Annotated in this window: 15 protein-coding genes; 14 read left to right on the forward strand and 1 reads right to left on the reverse strand. The window is 62.3% G+C overall.

Features of this window, described 5'->3' with window-relative positions; all coding sequences use genetic code 11:
- Window positions 1-378: 378 nt before the first annotated feature.
- From FJ938_RS16690 to FJ938_RS16725, 8 genes are all read left to right on the forward strand, one after another.
- The gene (locus FJ938_RS16690) at window positions 379-1,635 is read left to right on the forward strand and encodes an ABC transporter substrate-binding protein (RefSeq protein ID WP_140695461.1); all 1,257 of its coding nucleotides are present in this window, start codon (window positions 379-381) and stop codon (window positions 1,633-1,635) included.
- Between the two features lie 95 nt (window positions 1,636-1,730).
- Window positions 1,731-2,627, forward strand: coding sequence for a sugar ABC transporter permease (locus FJ938_RS16695; RefSeq protein ID WP_140695464.1), 897 nt, complete (start codon window positions 1,731-1,733; stop codon window positions 2,625-2,627).
- Entirely contained in the window at window positions 2,624-3,553 is a 930-nt protein-coding gene (locus tag FJ938_RS16700) for a carbohydrate ABC transporter permease (RefSeq protein WP_140609244.1), read from the forward strand. The genes FJ938_RS16695 and FJ938_RS16700 overlap by 4 nt, the downstream gene beginning before the upstream one ends.
- Window positions 3,553-4,653: an ABC transporter ATP-binding protein gene (locus tag FJ938_RS16705; protein WP_181169122.1), complete on the forward strand. Its 1,101-nt coding sequence runs from the start codon at window positions 3,553-3,555 to the stop codon at window positions 4,651-4,653. The genes FJ938_RS16700 and FJ938_RS16705 overlap by 1 nt, the downstream gene beginning before the upstream one ends.
- A gap of 52 nt (window positions 4,654-4,705) precedes the next feature.
- Window positions 4,706-5,452 (forward strand): sugar phosphate isomerase/epimerase, encoded by a 747-nt coding sequence (locus FJ938_RS16710; RefSeq protein ID WP_140695466.1) that lies wholly within the window; start codon window positions 4,706-4,708, stop codon window positions 5,450-5,452.
- 11 nt (window positions 5,453-5,463) lie between these two features.
- Window positions 5,464-6,609 carry a Gfo/Idh/MocA family oxidoreductase gene (locus tag FJ938_RS16715; RefSeq protein WP_140695468.1) on the forward strand — a complete coding sequence of 382 codons (1,146 nt, stop codon included), beginning with the start codon at window positions 5,464-5,466 and terminating at the stop codon, window positions 6,607-6,609.
- Between the two features lie 127 nt (window positions 6,610-6,736).
- Window positions 6,737-7,783 carry an L-glyceraldehyde 3-phosphate reductase gene (gene mgrA / locus FJ938_RS16720; protein ID WP_140695470.1) on the forward strand — a complete coding sequence of 349 codons (1,047 nt, stop codon included), beginning with the start codon at window positions 6,737-6,739 and terminating at the stop codon, window positions 7,781-7,783.
- Window positions 7,784-8,218: 435 nt separating this feature from the next.
- Window positions 8,219-8,623, forward strand: coding sequence for a Fur family transcriptional regulator (locus tag FJ938_RS16725; protein ID WP_140695472.1), 405 nt, complete (start codon window positions 8,219-8,221; stop codon window positions 8,621-8,623).
- A 247-nt stretch (window positions 8,624-8,870) separates the two neighbouring features.
- Here the strand turns inward: FJ938_RS16725 and polA are convergent, their stop codons facing one another.
- On the reverse strand, window positions 8,871-11,825 hold the full coding sequence (gene polA / locus FJ938_RS16730) for a DNA polymerase I (RefSeq protein WP_181169123.1): 2,955 nt from the start codon (window positions 11,823-11,825) through the stop codon (window positions 8,871-8,873).
- Between the two features lie 420 nt (window positions 11,826-12,245).
- On the opposite strand from polA, the gene FJ938_RS16735 reads away from it, so the two are divergent.
- The 6 genes from FJ938_RS16735 (at window position 12,246) to FJ938_RS16755 (ending at window position 15,770) form a co-directional block, all read left to right on the forward strand.
- The gene (locus FJ938_RS16735) at window positions 12,246-13,631 is read left to right on the forward strand and encodes a M20/M25/M40 family metallo-hydrolase (protein WP_140695474.1); all 1,386 of its coding nucleotides are present in this window, start codon (window positions 12,246-12,248) and stop codon (window positions 13,629-13,631) included.
- A 142-nt stretch (window positions 13,632-13,773) separates the two neighbouring features.
- A complete protein-coding gene (locus tag FJ938_RS16740) occupies window positions 13,774-14,394 on the forward strand; it encodes a ribonuclease D (RefSeq protein ID WP_140695476.1) in 621 nt (206 codons plus the stop codon).
- 85 nt (window positions 14,395-14,479) lie between these two features.
- Window positions 14,480-14,683 (forward strand): hypothetical protein, encoded by a 204-nt coding sequence (locus FJ938_RS16745; protein ID WP_140695479.1) that lies wholly within the window; start codon window positions 14,480-14,482, stop codon window positions 14,681-14,683.
- A 91-nt stretch (window positions 14,684-14,774) separates the two neighbouring features.
- Window positions 14,775-14,960, forward strand: coding sequence for an SGNH hydrolase domain-containing protein (locus FJ938_RS29525; RefSeq protein WP_281407120.1), 186 nt, complete (start codon window positions 14,775-14,777; stop codon window positions 14,958-14,960).
- A 117-nt stretch (window positions 14,961-15,077) separates the two neighbouring features.
- On the forward strand, window positions 15,078-15,311 hold the full coding sequence (locus tag FJ938_RS16750; protein WP_181169124.1) for a hypothetical protein: 234 nt from the start codon (window positions 15,078-15,080) through the stop codon (window positions 15,309-15,311).
- Window positions 15,312-15,386: 75 nt separating this feature from the next.
- Window positions 15,387-15,770 carry a hypothetical protein gene (locus FJ938_RS16755; protein ID WP_140609225.1) on the forward strand — a complete coding sequence of 128 codons (384 nt, stop codon included), beginning with the start codon at window positions 15,387-15,389 and terminating at the stop codon, window positions 15,768-15,770.
- Window positions 15,771-15,958: the final 188 nt, after the last annotated feature.

Genomic DNA, 15,958 nt, shown 5'->3' on the forward strand with positions numbered 1-15,958 from the left:
ACCGGGTCCGCAATCGCCGCGATTAGCAGCGCGGCGTGACTTCAAGCCCGGTCAGGGGTGCCAATATACTGAAACGTTACAGATTGCCAATCTCGTTCGCCGACAGGCGTATTTGAAGGTGAACGCTCGAACCTGAATTCCCTTGGGAATCCAAGGGCAAAGCGTCACCCCTTGTAAGCCTGTTGCAGACCCTCGTGGGTAATTTGGCTGTTTTGCGCTGCGATAGCTCATATTGCGACGCACAGCAGCTCGATGGCTGGCCCCATTTTATTCGTGGCCCGAAAAAATGTCCGGTGGGCTTCGTGCCTGGGGTTGCGTCATCAGCGCAATTGCCCTATCGAAAATCTGTAACGTTTCAGATTCTGGGAGGAAACCGAAATGCGATACAAAGTCCTGACCGCTGCGTTCGCGGCGACGGTGGCGTTCGATTTTGCCGGGGCCGCGGCCGCGGCGAACCTGGAAGTAATTCACTGGTGGACGTCGAAGGGCGAGTCGGCGGCGGTCTCGCAGTTCGCAAAGGCCTTCGACAACGACGGCCACGGCGACAAGTGGGTGGACAGCGCCATTGCTCTGGGCGAGACGGCCCGCTCGACCGTCATGCAGCGCGTGCTCGGCGGCGACCCGCCCGGTGCGGCTCAGTTCAATCCCGGCCGGCAGTACGAGGAATTGATTTCAGGCGGCAAGCTGCTCGACCTCACCGATGTCGCGACCGCCGGCAAATGGGACGAGGTCATTCGCCCGAAAGCGATCGGCAGCGCCTGTCTCGTTAACGGCCACTGGTGGTGCGTCCCGGTCAACATCCACTCGAATTACTGGGCCTGGTACTCCAAGCCGGTATTCGCGAAAGCGGGCGTGCCGGAGCCGAAGAACATGGCTGATTTCATCGCGGCCGCGCCGAAGATCAAGAAGGCAGGCTTCATTCCCTTCGCCATCGGCGGCGACGGCAATGGCTGGCAGATCCAGCTGCTGTTCCAGGACATGGTTACCGAGGCTCTCGGTGTCGCCAAGCGTGACGAGATGTATACCAAGAAGAGTGCCGAAATTGCCGGCGGTCCCGAGATGAAAAGCGTGTTCACGCAGTTGAGGGCGCTGAAGCAGTTCACTGACAACGGCTACGCCAACCGCAACTGGAACGACACCACCAACTTGCTGATCACCGGCAAGGCTGGACTTCAAGTGATGGGCGATTGGGCGCGCGGCGAATTCGCGGCCGCCGGCATGACCGGTGTCAAGGATTTCGGCTGCGTGATCGGCCTGAACGAAGACAAGCCGGTTGTCAGCACCGACGGCGACATCATCGTGTTCTTCAAGCAGGGCAATGCGGATGTCGAGGCGGCGCAGAAGCGACTTGCGGCCCTGCTCATCAGCCCGGAGGTCCAGGTCGCGTTCAACAATGCCAAGGGTTCCATGCCCGTGCGCGGCGACGTCGACATGTCGACGGCCGATCCGTGCATGCAGAAGGCGCTGAAAGCAGTGGAAGATCCGGCCAAGATCGTCACCGCGACCAATAGGTTCATCACCGAGAACACCAACCAGCAGCTCAATGAGCTCGTCGCGCAGTTCTTCGCCGACGACTCCATGACGGCCGACGACGCCACGGCGAAGTTCGCCACCATCATCGGCAATTCCGACTAGGAACTGACCGGCACCTGGAGGCGCCGCCCCGGGGTGACGCCTCCATTCTTGCCCTGGCCTGCCCAGGGTCCTGGTGAGGTGGAGAAGAACGGACGATGCAGAAGAGCTGGAGGCAGAGATTTCACCTGCCCGCGGTGATCGGGACGATACCGATGATTCTCGTCGCCGTCGGCGTGTTCGTGATCGGCATCGGCTTCTCGGTGCTGTGGTCCTTCACCAGTTCCAAGCTCTTCCCCACCTATGATTTTGTCGGCCTGGCGCAGTACAGGCGGCTTTGGGCCGATAACCGCTGGCTCGTCTCGGTCAACAACATCTGGTTCTTCGGCCTGATGTCGATCACCTGCAACATGGTGTTCGGCTATTTGCTCGCCGTTTTCATGGACCAGCGCATCCGCCAGGAAGACCTGTTCCGCTCGATCTTCCTGTATCCCTTTGCCATGTCGCTGATCGTCACCGGACTTGTGTGGCAATGGGTGCTCGATCCCAATCTCGGCCTGCAGGAGGCGATGCGCAATCTGGGCTGGTCGAGCTTCAGCTTCGCCCCCCTGGTCGATGCCAATACCGCGATCTATGCGCTGGTCGTGGCGGGCATCTGGCAGGGCTCGGGCGTGACGATGGCGATCCTGCTTGCAGGCCTGCGCGGCGTCGACGAGGAGATCTGGAAGGCGGCGAGAGTGGACGGTATTCCGACGTGGCGCACGCATGTGTCCATCGTGGCGCCAATGATGAAGGGTGCGTTCGCTACCGCCTTCGTTCTCCAGTGCGTCGGCGTGGTGCGCGTCTACGATCTGGTCATCGCGATGACCGGTGGTGGTCCCGGCATCGCGACATCCATGCCGGCCGTCTACGTCATCCAGCTCATCACCGTGCGCCAGAATGTCGGCCAGGGCATGGCCGCTGCAACGATGATGCTGCTGCCGGTTCTGATCGTGCTGGCTTTCGCCGGACTTGTGCTGTGGCGGCGCAACCGAGTGCAGGAAGCGGGCGTATGAGCGCCGTGCAAACCACGGCAGGCCGGCCGATGCAAGAAGCGCCGGATCAGGCCACGCCCTTCGGGCCGAAGCCGCGACGGATATCGGCCGGCCGCATCGGCATCTACGCTTTCCTGATCGTCGCGGCGCTCTTCTTCCTCATTCCGGTCTACATCATGGTCGTCACTTCACTGAAGGGGATGCCCGAGATCAGGCTGGGGCATCTTTTCAACCTTCCGGGCGACCCGACCTTTCAACCCTGGGCCGATGCCTGGCTTCACGCCTGCACTGGCCGTGACTGCAACGGCCTCAGTCCAGGTTTCTACAATTCGCTGAAGATCACCGTCCCGAGCGTCGTCATCTCGATCATCTGCGCCTCGATCAACGGTTACGCGCTGACCTTCTGGCCATACAAGGGCGCCAACCTGCTGTTCGGGTTGCTCGTGTTCGGCGCCTTCGTGCCGTATCAGGTCGTGATTTATCCGCTGATCATCGGACTGAGCTCGGTCGGGCTGTTCGCGACCCTGCCCGGCATCATCATTGTGCACACGATCTTCGGAATGCCTATCCTGACGCTGCTGTTCCGCAATTTCTATGCGGCAATGCCGGTCGAGCTGTTCAAGGCGGCGCGCGTCGACGGCGCCGGTTTCTGGCGCATCTTCATCTACATCATGCTGCCGATGTCGGTGCCGATCACGGTCGTCGCCGTCATCCTGCAGGTGACCGGTATCTGGAACGACTTCCTGTTCGGCATCGTGTTTGCCGGGCGCTCCAACTGGCCGATGACGGTGCAGCTCAACAACATCGTCAACACCACGACCGGCGTGCGGGAGTACAATGTCAATATGGCGGCCACCATTCTGACAGCGGCGGTGCCGCTCGTCATCTATTTCGTCTCCGGCAGATGGTTCGTGCGCGGCATTGCCGCCGGCGCGGTGAAAGGGTGATGGCGATGGCGGCAAACGGCACCAGCGTTGCGATCCAGGACCTGTCGCTGAACTTCGGCGCGGTTTCCGTGCTGAAGACGCTCAACCTCGATGTCGCCGAAGGCGAGTTCATCGTGCTGCTCGGGCCCTCCGGCTGCGGCAAGTCGACCCTGCTCAACTGCATCGCCGGCCTGCTTGACATCTCGGAGGGCAGCATATTCATCAAGGGCAAGAACGTCACCTGGGAAGAACCCAAGGACCGCGGCATCGGCATGGTGTTCCAGTCCTATGCGCTCTATCCGCAGATGACAGTGGAGAAGAACCTGTCCTTCGGCCTGCGCGTCGCCGGCGTACCCAAGGACGAGATCGCCAAGCGCATCGCGCGCGCGGCCGAGATCCTGCAGATCGAGCCCTTGCTGCAGCGCAAGCCGGCGGCGCTCTCCGGCGGGCAGCGCCAGCGCGTGGCGATCGGGCGGGCGCTGGTGCGCGACGTCGATGTCTTCCTGTTCGATGAGCCGTTGTCCAATCTCGACGCCAAGCTGCGCTCGGAACTGCGCGTAGAAATCAAGCTGCTGCACCGCAAGCTGCAGAACACCATGATTTACGTCACCCACGACCAGATCGAGGCGATGACGCTGGCCGACCGCATCGCTGTCATGAAGGGCGGCGTCATCCAGCAGCTCGATGCGCCACAGACCATTTACAACCGCCCGGTCAACCGTTTCGTCGCCGGGTTCCTCGGCTCGCCGGCGATGAATTTTATCGAGGGCAGGCTGGAGAAGGACAATAGCGGCTGGCTGTTCGCCGCCGAGGATGTTCGTATCCCACTTTCGACCTATGCCTTCGAGACGGAACCGGTGCCAGGTCCGACGGTGTTCGGCATCCGGCCGGAGCATGTCGCCTTGAACAGCGGCTCCGGCTGGCCATTCAGCGCCACAGCAACTGTCGAGGTCGTCGAGCCTATGGGCTCCGACACACTGGTTTGGCTGAAGCTCGGCAAGCAGAATTTCACGGTACGGGTCACGGCCGAGCGCACGCCGCACAATGGCGAGGCTGTCAGCATTGGCTTTGATCCTATGCGCGCTTCGCTCTTCGATGCCGCTGCCGGCAACCGCATCTAGCTCCCGAGAATCACCACCTGAAACGATCCCCCAAGCAGAACGGACAGAGACGATGAACTGGTCATTCCAACTTTACAGCGCCCGCAATTTCCAGCCCTGGGAAAGCGTGCTCACCACACTCGGCAAGCTCGGCTACACCGAGGTCGAGGGTTTCGGCGGCGTCTATGAAAATCCCAAGGCCCTCCGCGCCGAGCTCGACAAGAACGGCCTTTCCATGCCGACCGGCCATTTTTCCATCGACGCGCTTGAGAACGACTTCGACGGCGTGCGCAGAACCGCCGAAGCGCTCGGCATCAAGCTTTTGATCTGCCCCTATCTGATGGCTGAGGACAGGCCGTCCGACGCCGCCGGCTGGCGTGGTTTCGGCGAGCGCCTGGCAAAGATCGGCGAGGTGGCTTCAAAGGCCGGTTACGGTTTTGCCTGGCACAACCATGATTTCGAATTCAAGGCGCTCGCCGACGGTTCGCTGCCGCAGGACCATATCCTGTCCTCCGCGCCCAACATCGGTTGGGAGATGGACGTCGCCTGGATTATACGCGGCGGAGCCGACCCGCTGCCCTGGATCGAAAAGCATGGCAAGCGCATCGTCGCCGTCCATGTCAAGGACATGGCCAAACCAGGCGAAGGACTGGATGAGGATGGCTGGTCGGATGTCGGCCACGGCACGATCGATTGGGCCGACCTGATAAAGCTGCTGCGGGCCAAGAGCGCGGCAAGATATTTTATCATGGAACAGGACAACCCTAACGACATCGAGCGCTTCGCCCGCCGCTCGATCGCGGCCGTCAAGACCTATTAGGAACAATCACCATGGCAAAAAAACTGGGTATCGGTGTCATCGGCTGCGGCAACATCTCGAAGGCGTATTTTTCGCTGGCGCCGCTGTTTCGCGGCATCGAGATGCGCGCCTGCGCCGACATCAACATGGACGCGGCCAAGGCGCGGGCGAAGGAGTTCAAGCTGCGCGCCGAGACCGTCGAGGACCTGCTCAAGGCCGATGACATAGACATCGTCGTCAACCTGACGATACCGGCGGTACACTACGTGGTCTCGAAGCAGGTGCTCGACGCCGGCATGCACGTCTATTCGGAAAAGCCGTTCGTGCTGTCGCTCAAGGAAGGCCAGGACCTCAAGGCACGGGCCGAAAAGAAGGGGCTGCGCATCGGCTCGGCGCCCGACACCTTCCTCGGCGGCGCGCATCAGCTGGTGCGCGAGCTGATCGACGAGGGCAAGCTCGGCAAGATCACCAGCGGCACCTGCCATGTCATGGGCCACGGCATGGAGCATTGGCACCCCAATCCGGATTTCTTCTTCCAGCCGGGCGCCGGACCGGTACTCGATATCGGGCCGTACTACATCACCAATCTGATCCAGCTGATCGGTCCGGTGAAGCAGGTGGCCGCCTTTGCGACGACCCCGGCCAAGGAGCGGACGATTTCATCGAAACCGCGAGCGGGTGAAAAAATCCCGGTCAACACGCCGACCACCATCCACGGCCTGCTGGAATTCGAGAACGGTGCCGTGGTGACGCTGAACACCAGCTGGGATGTCTGGGCCCATGGCCACGCGCCGATGGAACTCTACGGCGAGGCAGGCACGGTGTTCGTGCCCGATCCGAACTTCTTCGGCGGCGACGTGCGCTTCACCGAAGAGGGCAAGCCGGTCAAGAAGTTGCCGAAATGGAAGCATCCGCTTGGCGTGCCCAATGAGATGCACGGCCACGGCATGATGGCCAATTACCGCACCGCGGGCCTGGCCGACATGGCGCTGGCGATCGTCGAAGGGCGGCCGCACCGCTGTTCGATGGAACTGGCGCTGCATGCCGTCGATGTCATGACCGGAATATTGCGCTCGGGCGAAAGCGGGAAATTCGTCGCCATGCAGACGAGTTGCGAACGCCCGGCCGCACTCGGCGTCAAGGAAGCGAAGGGGCTGCTGGCCAAGAAGAAAAAATAGGCTGCAGAGATTATCGATAATTTTGACTGCCCCTCTCCCCGTTTCCGCGGGGAGAGGTTAAAGGGTGGGCGTTGGGCTGGCCGTTGCGTTCGCAATTGCCGCGCCCGTTTCAGATCGAGGATTCCCCATGCCTTACGTACCCGCCGAAAACCGCTATGAGAAAATGATCTACAACCGTTGCGGACGGTCCGGCCTCAAGCTGCCGGCGATCTCGCTCGGGCTGTGGCACAATTTCGGCGACGACACGCCGCACTGGACCAAGCAGGCGATCGCCCGCAAGGCCTTCGATCTCGGCATTACCCATTTCGACCTTGCCAACAATTACGGGCCGCCGCCTGGATCGGCCGAGACAGCCTTCGGCGAGATACTGCGCACCGATTTCGCCTCTCATCGCGACGAACTGATCATCTCGACCAAGGCCGGCTATGAAATGTGGGCCGGTCCCTATGGCGAATGGGGCGGGCGCAAATACATGCTGGCCAGCCTCGACCAGAGCCTCAAGCGGATGGGGCTGGATTATGTCGACATCTTCTATTCGCATCGCTTCGATCCCGATACGCCGCTGGAAGAAACCATGGGCGCGCTCGACCATGCGGTGCGTTCGGGCAAGGCGCTCTATGCCGGCATCTCATCCTACAATTCGCAGCGCACCCGCGAAGCCGCCGATATATTGAGGCAGCTCGGCACACCGTGCGTCATCCACCAGCCGAGCTATTCGATGCTGAACCGCTGGGTCGAGGACGACGGCCTGCTCGATACGCTCGAGGGGCTCGGCGTCGGCTCCATCGTCTTTTCGCCGCTGGCCCAGGGCATGCTGACCGACAAATATCTTGGCGGCATCCCTGAAGGCAGCCGTGCCTCCCAGGGCAAGTCGCTGAAGACAGCCTTCATCAACGACCGCACTATTGCCAACATCAAGGCACTCAACGCCATCGCCGGCAGGCGCGGCCAGACACTGGCGCAGATGGCGCTGGCCTGGGTGCTGCGCAGAGGCAAGGTGACGTCGGCATTGATCGGCGCCAGCCGGCCGGAACAGGTCGAGGATTGCGTCGGGGCGCTGAGGGTGCTCGATTTCAGCGATGCCGAGCTGGCGGAGATCGATGGCTACGCACGCGAATCCGACATTAATCTGTGGGCGGCTTCCGCGGAACGCAACGGCCCGCCAAGGAAATAGCCGGAGCCGGCTAACAAAGGCCGGCGGGATTGCTCCCGCCGGCCTTGTTCATGACAGAGGCCGGGTCAGGGCGTCTTCGGCCTGATCATGTGGCTGGTCAACGGTCAGTCATGGTGCGCGATGCCGCCAGCGCCCGGAACGAAACCGTGCCCGCAGTCATCGGCGCGGATGTGCCGACAAGCAGCGTCCGGCGTGTCAATTTGAACATAGCGCTTCCCGAAGCCCGATCGAATTCCCAAGCGAGGCAAACCCCTTCGAGAACTTTGTCAGTATTTTGAATGTCGCTTCGCCATCAATCCTGCCATCACGTCATCGATCGACCGGGCCAACAACAGAAGAGTAGCAAAGACGACGGTTCGTCGCTATCTGAATGAGATCAGGCCGTTTGCACGGGCAAACAGCCCGTAGTTGGCGCGGGAAAATTGGAACGGGACCATGGCGGCAAGGGATGTGCTGACGAAGAACCAGTTGTGCGTGCTCGAAAAGCTCGAGACCGCCAGCGGGCCGCTCAGCGCCTACACCTTGCTCGACCAGCTGCGTGAACGCGGCTTCCGTGCGCCGCTTCAGGTCTATCGCGCGCTCGACACGCTGGTGAAGTCAGGCTTCGTGCACCGGCTGGAAAGCATCAACTCCTTCGTCGCCTGTGCCGAACCGCACGACCACAGCCATTCGATGACCGCCTTCGCCATCTGCGACAGCTGCGGGCAGGTAAGCGAAATGTCCGATCACGACGTCGGACACCGACTGGACGAATGGGTGCGTTCCACCGGCTTCGCCGCCAAGAAGGCGATGATCGAATTCCGCGGGACGTGCGCCAAGTGTCGGGCCGAGGCGGCGTAAGGTCTTTCCACAAGGACGCTAGCCGCCAGCTTCGTCATCCCAGGGCGGAGCAGGAGCGAAGCGACGTCGCGGAGACCCTGGGATCCATGCCGCGATGGAAGAGCGTTGCGGCGGTGCCGAATTTCCCGTGCCTATACGCCAGCGTAGAACTTTTCTACACCGCTGCATCTTCCGACCAATGTCACGGAATGGATCCTAGGGTCTGCGCTCCGCTTCGCGTCGCTCGCCCTAGGATGACGAAATGAGGTCAATGCGCCTCATCCCAATTATTCGCCGCTCGCGCGTCGACATGCAACGGCACCGACATCGACACCGCCGGCATCGCCGCGTTTTCCATGACGTGGCGCACGACGGGGATCGTCGCCTCGACCTCCGCCTCCACCGTCTCGAAGATCAGTTCGTCATGCACTTGAAGGAGCATGCGGGCTGACAGCTTTGCCTTCTCCAGCGCTTCCTCCATGCGCACCATGGCGCGGCGGATGATGTCGGCGGCGGTGCCCTGCAGACGGGCATTGATCGAGGCGCGCTCGTTGAACGCGCGGATCGACGGGTTCGAGGACCTTATATCCGGATAATGGATGCGGCGGCCGAAGATCGTCTCGACAAAGCCGTGCTCGCGGGCATAGGCCTTGGTCTCCTCGATATAGTCGCGGATGCCGGGGAAGCGCTCGAAGTACTTCTTGATGTAGTTGCTGGCTTCTTCGCGCGGGATCGACAGCTGGTTGGCCAGGCCAAAGGCCGAAATGCCGTAGATAATGCCGAAATTGATCGCCTTGGCGCGGCGGCGGATTTCCGAAGGCATGCCTTCGACGGGTACGTTGAACATTTCCGAGGCGGTGATGGCGTGGATGTCCGCCCCATCGGCGAAAGCCTGCCGCAGCTGCGGGATTTCGGCGACATGGGCAAGCACGCGCAGTTCGATCTGGCTGTAATCGGCCGAGACCAGGCGGTTGCCCTTGTCGGCGATGAAGGCGGTCCTGATCTTGCGGCCTTCGGCGGTACGCACCGGGATGTTCTGCAGGTTGGGGTCGGAGGATGACAAACGTCCGGTCGTCGTCGCGGCCAGCGCGTAGGAGGTGTGGACGCGCTTGGTGTCCGGGTGGATGAAGCCCGGCAGCGCGTCGGTGTAGGTCGATTTCAGCTTGGTCAGCTGGCGCCAGTCGACGATCTTGCGCGGCAGTTCGTGGCCCTCGGCGGCAAGGTCTTCGAGAAGCTGCGCCGAGGTCGACCACTGGCCGGTTTTGGTTTTCGAACCGCCTGGCAGGCCCATGCGGCCGAACAGGATGTCGCCGAGCTGCTTGGGCGAGCCGATGTTGATGCGCTCGCCGACGAGCTGATAGATTTCCTCCTCGAGCCGGGCGGCGCCTTGTGCGAGTTCGCCCGACAGCCGCGACAGGATCTGCCGGTCGACGGAGATGCCGCGCTGTTCCATGCGAGCCAGCACAGGCACCAGCGGCCGCTCCAGCCGCTCATAGACCGAGACCAGGCCCTTGGCCGCAAGCCGGGGCTTCAGCACCAGCCAGAGCCGCAGCGTCACATCGGCGTCCTCGGCGGCATGGGCGGTCGCCTTGTCGATGCCGACCTGGTCGAAACCGACCGAGCTTTTGCCGGAGCCGGTCACATCCTTGATCTGGAGGGGTGAGTGACCAAGCCATTTCTCGGCAAGCGCGTCCATGCCGTGACCATGCGGGGTGCCGGCATCGAGCACGTAGGAGATCAGCATGGTGTCGTCGAACGGCGCGACATCAATGCCGTAGCGGCTCATGATGACCAGATCGTATTTCAGGTTCTGCGCGATCTTGAGGACCGACCTGTCCTCGAGCAGCGGCTTCAGCAGCGCCAGCGCTTCGCGAAGAGCAATCTGGTTCTCAAGCATGCCGCCGCCCAGCAGATCGCCGTTGCCGCTCTTGTGGGCGAAGGGGATGTAGGCCGCGCGGCCGGGCGCCGTGGCTATTGCCATGCCGATCAGTTCGGCCTGCATCGGATCGGGAGAGGTCGCCCTGGCGTCGAAGGCGACGATCCCGGTCTCCCGCGCCTCGGCGATCCAGGCCTTCAGCGTCGCGACGTCGCGGACGCAATGATAGGCCGACGTGTCGATCTTGCGCGTCGCCGCGCCCTCCAGCCGCAGCGCGGAGAGCAGGGAAGGGGTGTCCCCCTGCTTAGGTGTCTGCGTCGTCGGTGTAGCAGTTGCGTCTGCCTCTGGTCCAACCCCGTTTCGGGCAATGTCCGGTGCCCCCGCGCCCACATCGGGCCCGTGCGCGGCATCGGCGCGCTCGACGATCACCGCGACGGCCTGAACGTCGCCGGCCTCGGTGCCGGTCGCTTCCGCCACGCGGCGGGTCAGCGAGGAGAATTCCATGGTCTTGAGGAAGCCGATCAGCTTCGGCCCGTCTGGGGCATGAAGCACGAAATCGTCCAGGCCCTCGGCCACCGGCACATCGTTCTTCAGCGTCACCAGCTGGCGCGAAACGCGCGCTTTGTCGGCGTTGGCGATGATCGTTTCGCGCCTCTTGTCCTGCTTGATCTCGCCGGCGCGGGCCAGCAGCCCGTCGAGGTCGCCGAACTGCTCCAGCAACTGCGCTGCCGTCTTCGGTCCGATGCCGGGCACACCCGGAACATTGTCGACGGAGTCGCCGGTCAGCGCCTGCAGGTCGACCATCTTTTCCGGCGGCACGCCCCATTTCTCGACGACCTCGGGGATGCCGATCTGGCGATCCTTCATCGGGTCGTACATGCCGACCGTATCGCCGACCAGCTGCATCAGGTCCTTGTCGGAGGAGATGATGGTGGTGTCGCCGCCGACCTCGCAGGCCAGCCGGCAATAGGTGGCGATGAGGTCGTCGGCCTCGAAGCCCTCCATTTCGATGCAAGGCAGGTTGAACGCCTTGGTCGCCTGGCGGATCAGGCCGAATTGCGGGATCAGATCCTCCGGCGGCGCCGAACGGTTGGCCTTGTATTCGGGGTAGAGGTCGTTGCGGAAGGTCTTGGAGGAATAGTCGAAGATGACCGCGAAATGCGTCGGTACAATGCCTACATCGGTGTTGCGGGCATCCTGCATCAACTTCCACAGCATATTGCAGAAACCGGAAACGGCACCGACCGGAAGGCCGTCGGACTTGCGGGTCAGCGGCGGCAGTGCATGATACGCGCGGAAGATGTAGCCGGAGCCGTCGACAAGGAAGAGATGGTCGCCTTTTTTCATGCCGGCAGGGATAGCGCGGCGCGATGGCTTGGTCCATGCCAAAGACATCGCCAGGGATTTGTTCCGTCAACACCCTGACAGATCGGGTTACACCGGGCCGCTCACGAGCACGTTACAAAAGTGTAACGTTGATGCCCTTGAATCGCCACGTTCACAGACCCAAATACACGTCATCGGCAGTTTTCGCCGAAGTCCGGAGCAAGGCCCGTCCCCCGCCTATCCCGGGCAACTGCGGCAGCCTATCCCCCTCTCCGGGCTGCCGCATCGTTTCGAGTAAAAGGCCGCCGTGGTTCCCCCTCCACCACGGCGGCATTTTTTTGCCTTGCGGCGACCATACCGGGTCGTGGTCCAATCGTCCCGGGCTTTTCGTTTCGCCGCTCTGCCTTTACGGTCCCGGCACTGAATCGAAAGGCTTCGCAAATGTCCGCAGTTTCCCCCGTCCTCGACCGTCTCGACCAAAATCTCGACCAGAGCCTGGAACGGCTGTTCGGCCTGCTCAGGATCAAGTCGATCTCCACCGATCCGGCCTATGCCGCCGACTGCCGCAAGGCGGCGGAATGGCTGGTGGCGGAGCTCAAGTTGATCGGCTTCGACGCCAGCGTGCGCGACACGCCCGGCCATCCCATGGTGGTTGCGCATCATGACGGGCCTGTCGGCGCGCCGCATGTGCTGTTCTATGGCCACTACGATGTGCAGCCGGTCGACCCGATCGAACTGTGGGAAAACGATCCATTCGCGCCTGATATCAAGCAGGTCGGACCCGACCACAAGGTGATCACCGGGCGTGGCTCGGCCGATGACAAGGGCCAATTGATGACCTTTGTCGAAGCGTGCCGCGCCTGGAAGCAGGTGCATGGCAATTTGCCGTGCCGCGTCACCATTCTGTTCGAGGGTGAGGAGGAATCCGGTTCGCCCTCGCTGAAGCCTTTCCTCGAAGCCAATGCCGAGGAGCTCAAGGCCGATTTCGCGCTGGTCTGCGATACCAGTATGTGGGACCGTGACACGCCGTCGATCTGCGTTGGACTGCGCGGGCTGGTTGGTGAGGAGATCACGGTCAGGGCCGCCGACCGCGACCTGCATTCGGGCCTCTATGGCGGGGCCGCTGCCAACCCGATCCGCATCCTGGCCAAGGTGCTGGCCGACATCCACGACAAGGATGGCCACATCACCATTCCCGGCTTCTACGACGGCGTCGAGGAGACACCGACCCAGGTGCTGAAATCATGGGAGACGCTTGGCGAGACCGCGGAGACCTTCCTTGGACCTGTCGGCCTGTCTATCCCGTCGGGCGAAAAGGGACGTTCGGTGCTGGAACTGACTTGGGCGCGGCCGACCGCCGAGTTCAACGGCATCATCGGCGGCTATACCGGCAAGGGGTTCAAGACCGTGATCGCGGCGGAAGCATCGGCGAAAGTGTCCTTCCGCCTCGTCCACAAGCAGGATCCCAAGAAGATCCGCGCCGCCTTCCAGCAATTCGTCAAGGAGCGCATTCCGGCGGACTGTTCGGTCGAATTCCATCCCCATGGCGGTTCGCCAGCAATCCAGCTTTCCTACGACTCACCGTTCCTGGCGAAGGCCAAGACCGCGCTGTCGGACGAATGGCCGAAGCCGGCGGTGACGACCGGCAGCGGCGGCTCGATCCCGGTAGTAGGCGACTTCCAAACCTATCTCGGCATGGAATCGCTGCTGGTCGGCTTCGGCCTCGACGACGACCGCATCCATTCGCCCAACGAGAAATACGAGCTCAGCTCCTTCCATAAGGGCCAGCGTTCCTGGGCGCGCATTCTGGACGCGCTGACGCGCTGAGATGGCGTAGAGATCGCGATATCGGCTGAAAAACCAACTTTCTGTTGATTTTTCAGCCGATCGCGGCGAGGACGGGCCACAATCAAGGCGCTGCGGCGCCCCTTGCTGGTCAAGGGACGCTCTGGCTCGACCGGAGAAGACAATGGCCGACATCCGCTTTCACAAAAATGACCTGCCTGACCTTTCGCATTACAATGTCGGGGCGGTGGCCATCGATACCGAGACGCTGGGGCTGAATCCGCATCGCGACCGGCTCTGCGTGGTGCAGATATCGCCGGGCGACGGCACCGCCGACGTCATCCAGATCGCACCGGGCCAGAAGAAAGCGCCGAACCTCGTCAGCCTGCTGAGGAGCCGCGACATCACCAAGCTGTTCCACTACGGGCGCTTCGACCTGGCCGTGCTCTATAATGCGTTCGGGGTGATGGCCGAGCCTGTGTTCTGCACCAAGATCGCCTCGCGGCTGACCCGCACCTATACCGACCGGCACGGGCTGAAGGACATCTGCTTCGAGCTTCTCGGCGTCGGCCTGTCCAAGGCGCAGCAATCGTCCGACTGGGCGGCCGAAACGCTGTCGCCCGAACAGCTCGAATATGCCGCTTCCGACGTGCTCTACCTGCATCGGTTGCGTGAGGTGCTGGCGGGAAGGCTGGCGCGCGAGGGGCGCACAAAGGAGGCCGATGCCTGCTTCCGCTTCCTGCCGACACGCGCCAAGCTTGACCTGATGGGCTGGGGCGAGGAGGATATCTTCGCCCATAGCTGAGGGCCCCGGCGACGATCCGCGCTCGACGGCGGTTTGGAACCAGATGCCGGCCGTGGCGTTCTGCCGGCTGGAAAAAGGGGATGACATGACCGACCGTAAGCCGATATCGACCGCGCCGACCGACGGCTCCAAGGTCACCGTCACCTGGAAGGACAGCGACGGCGTGATCAACGAATCCATCGCGCAGTACCGCGACGACGGCTGGTGGGTCTATACCGACAGCCACACGCAAAAGAAGGTCGAACCGACCAGCTGGCGGCCTGCTGCCAGCGACGATGACGACCAGTGAGCGTACCGCTGGCGAGGCCAGCTGCTTTCGAATAGCCTGAAGTCGTTGATATCGGGGCCGATTCGGCGCCTTCCGCTCCGCGCTCGCTCTCTTGCTCGCCGCCGGGCCATTGCCGGATGTCCGCGTCGTCGACATGAACGATGCTCTATGCGGCAAGCAAACCTGCGCTGCGGTCGTCGGCAACATCATTGTCTGGCGCGACTACCACCACATGACGGCGACCTACGCGCTGGCACTGGCGCCCTATCTGGCGAAGGCAGCGGGTCTCAGCCGTTGAAACCAGGAATGCTTGCATCGCGCTTGACCGTCGAGGGCGCCATCGGCTCAGTCAGCACCATCAATGCGGGGGCAAGCAGTCGCCGATGGGCATCGGGGCCCCGCGCGCTCGGTCGCCGTGCTCGACGAGGAAACCTTCCTGCGTGGCAGGGGCAATCCCGAGGAGGGCGGCCCGAAAGGCCCCGACATCGACCGGTCGAACAGCGTGGTGGCGATCACATGCGAAGAGCGAACGCTGGCTTTCTTCTCGCTGCTCTCGATATTCCGTGGCGCTGAAAATCGCCGGCAAGGCAGCGCCATTGCACCGGCGCAGTGCCGAAAGAGAGACCGACCCGAAATGGAATTAGAATGACGGATCGACGCTTCGGCGCTATGATGCCGGCATAGGGCGTTTGGGGCCAGCCAACCTAACGAATAGGAGGTTGCCATGAAGCACCAAACACTGGACCAACTGCATGCAGTGGCCGAAATTAGTGTCACACAGCCGGTAATGAGCCGAACCCAGCGTCTCGTACGTTGGGCCGAACTTCTCGAACGTGAGCCCCGCCGGCTGCTCACAGCGCTTGCCGGAACCGAATACCGTGCGCCGCCCGAGCGCAATGTCATGCGAGGCGATGGCTCGCCGATATCGGTTGCCTTTACGGACCCCATTTTGAAAGACGAGGGTCTGAAGGACGACAGTTATGGCGAAGCCAAGCGCTTCTTCGAGCTGACCGATCACCAACTGCATGAGATCGTCTGCTACTGCCATGTCGGCGAGGTAATGCAATCGTCCAGGGCCGCGCTTTCGGTCCGTGCGGCGATTGGTTGACGCATGTCCACCAGGTGATCATCTGGGGATGGATTGAATTGGGGCGCGGTCGAATGCGAAGCTGTATTTTGCGATCGCGCCCTGACGGAGACCATGGCGTGACAGCGTACCAAAGGCTTGTCCACTGCCGGATACCGGCGTTCCGACCAATGGCTCTGATCGGTCTCTCTCGTCGGACGCGACCGCCT

Source organism: Mesorhizobium sp. B2-4-14 (assembly GCF_006442155.1).
Lineage (GTDB): Bacteria > Pseudomonadota > Alphaproteobacteria > Rhizobiales > Rhizobiaceae > Mesorhizobium.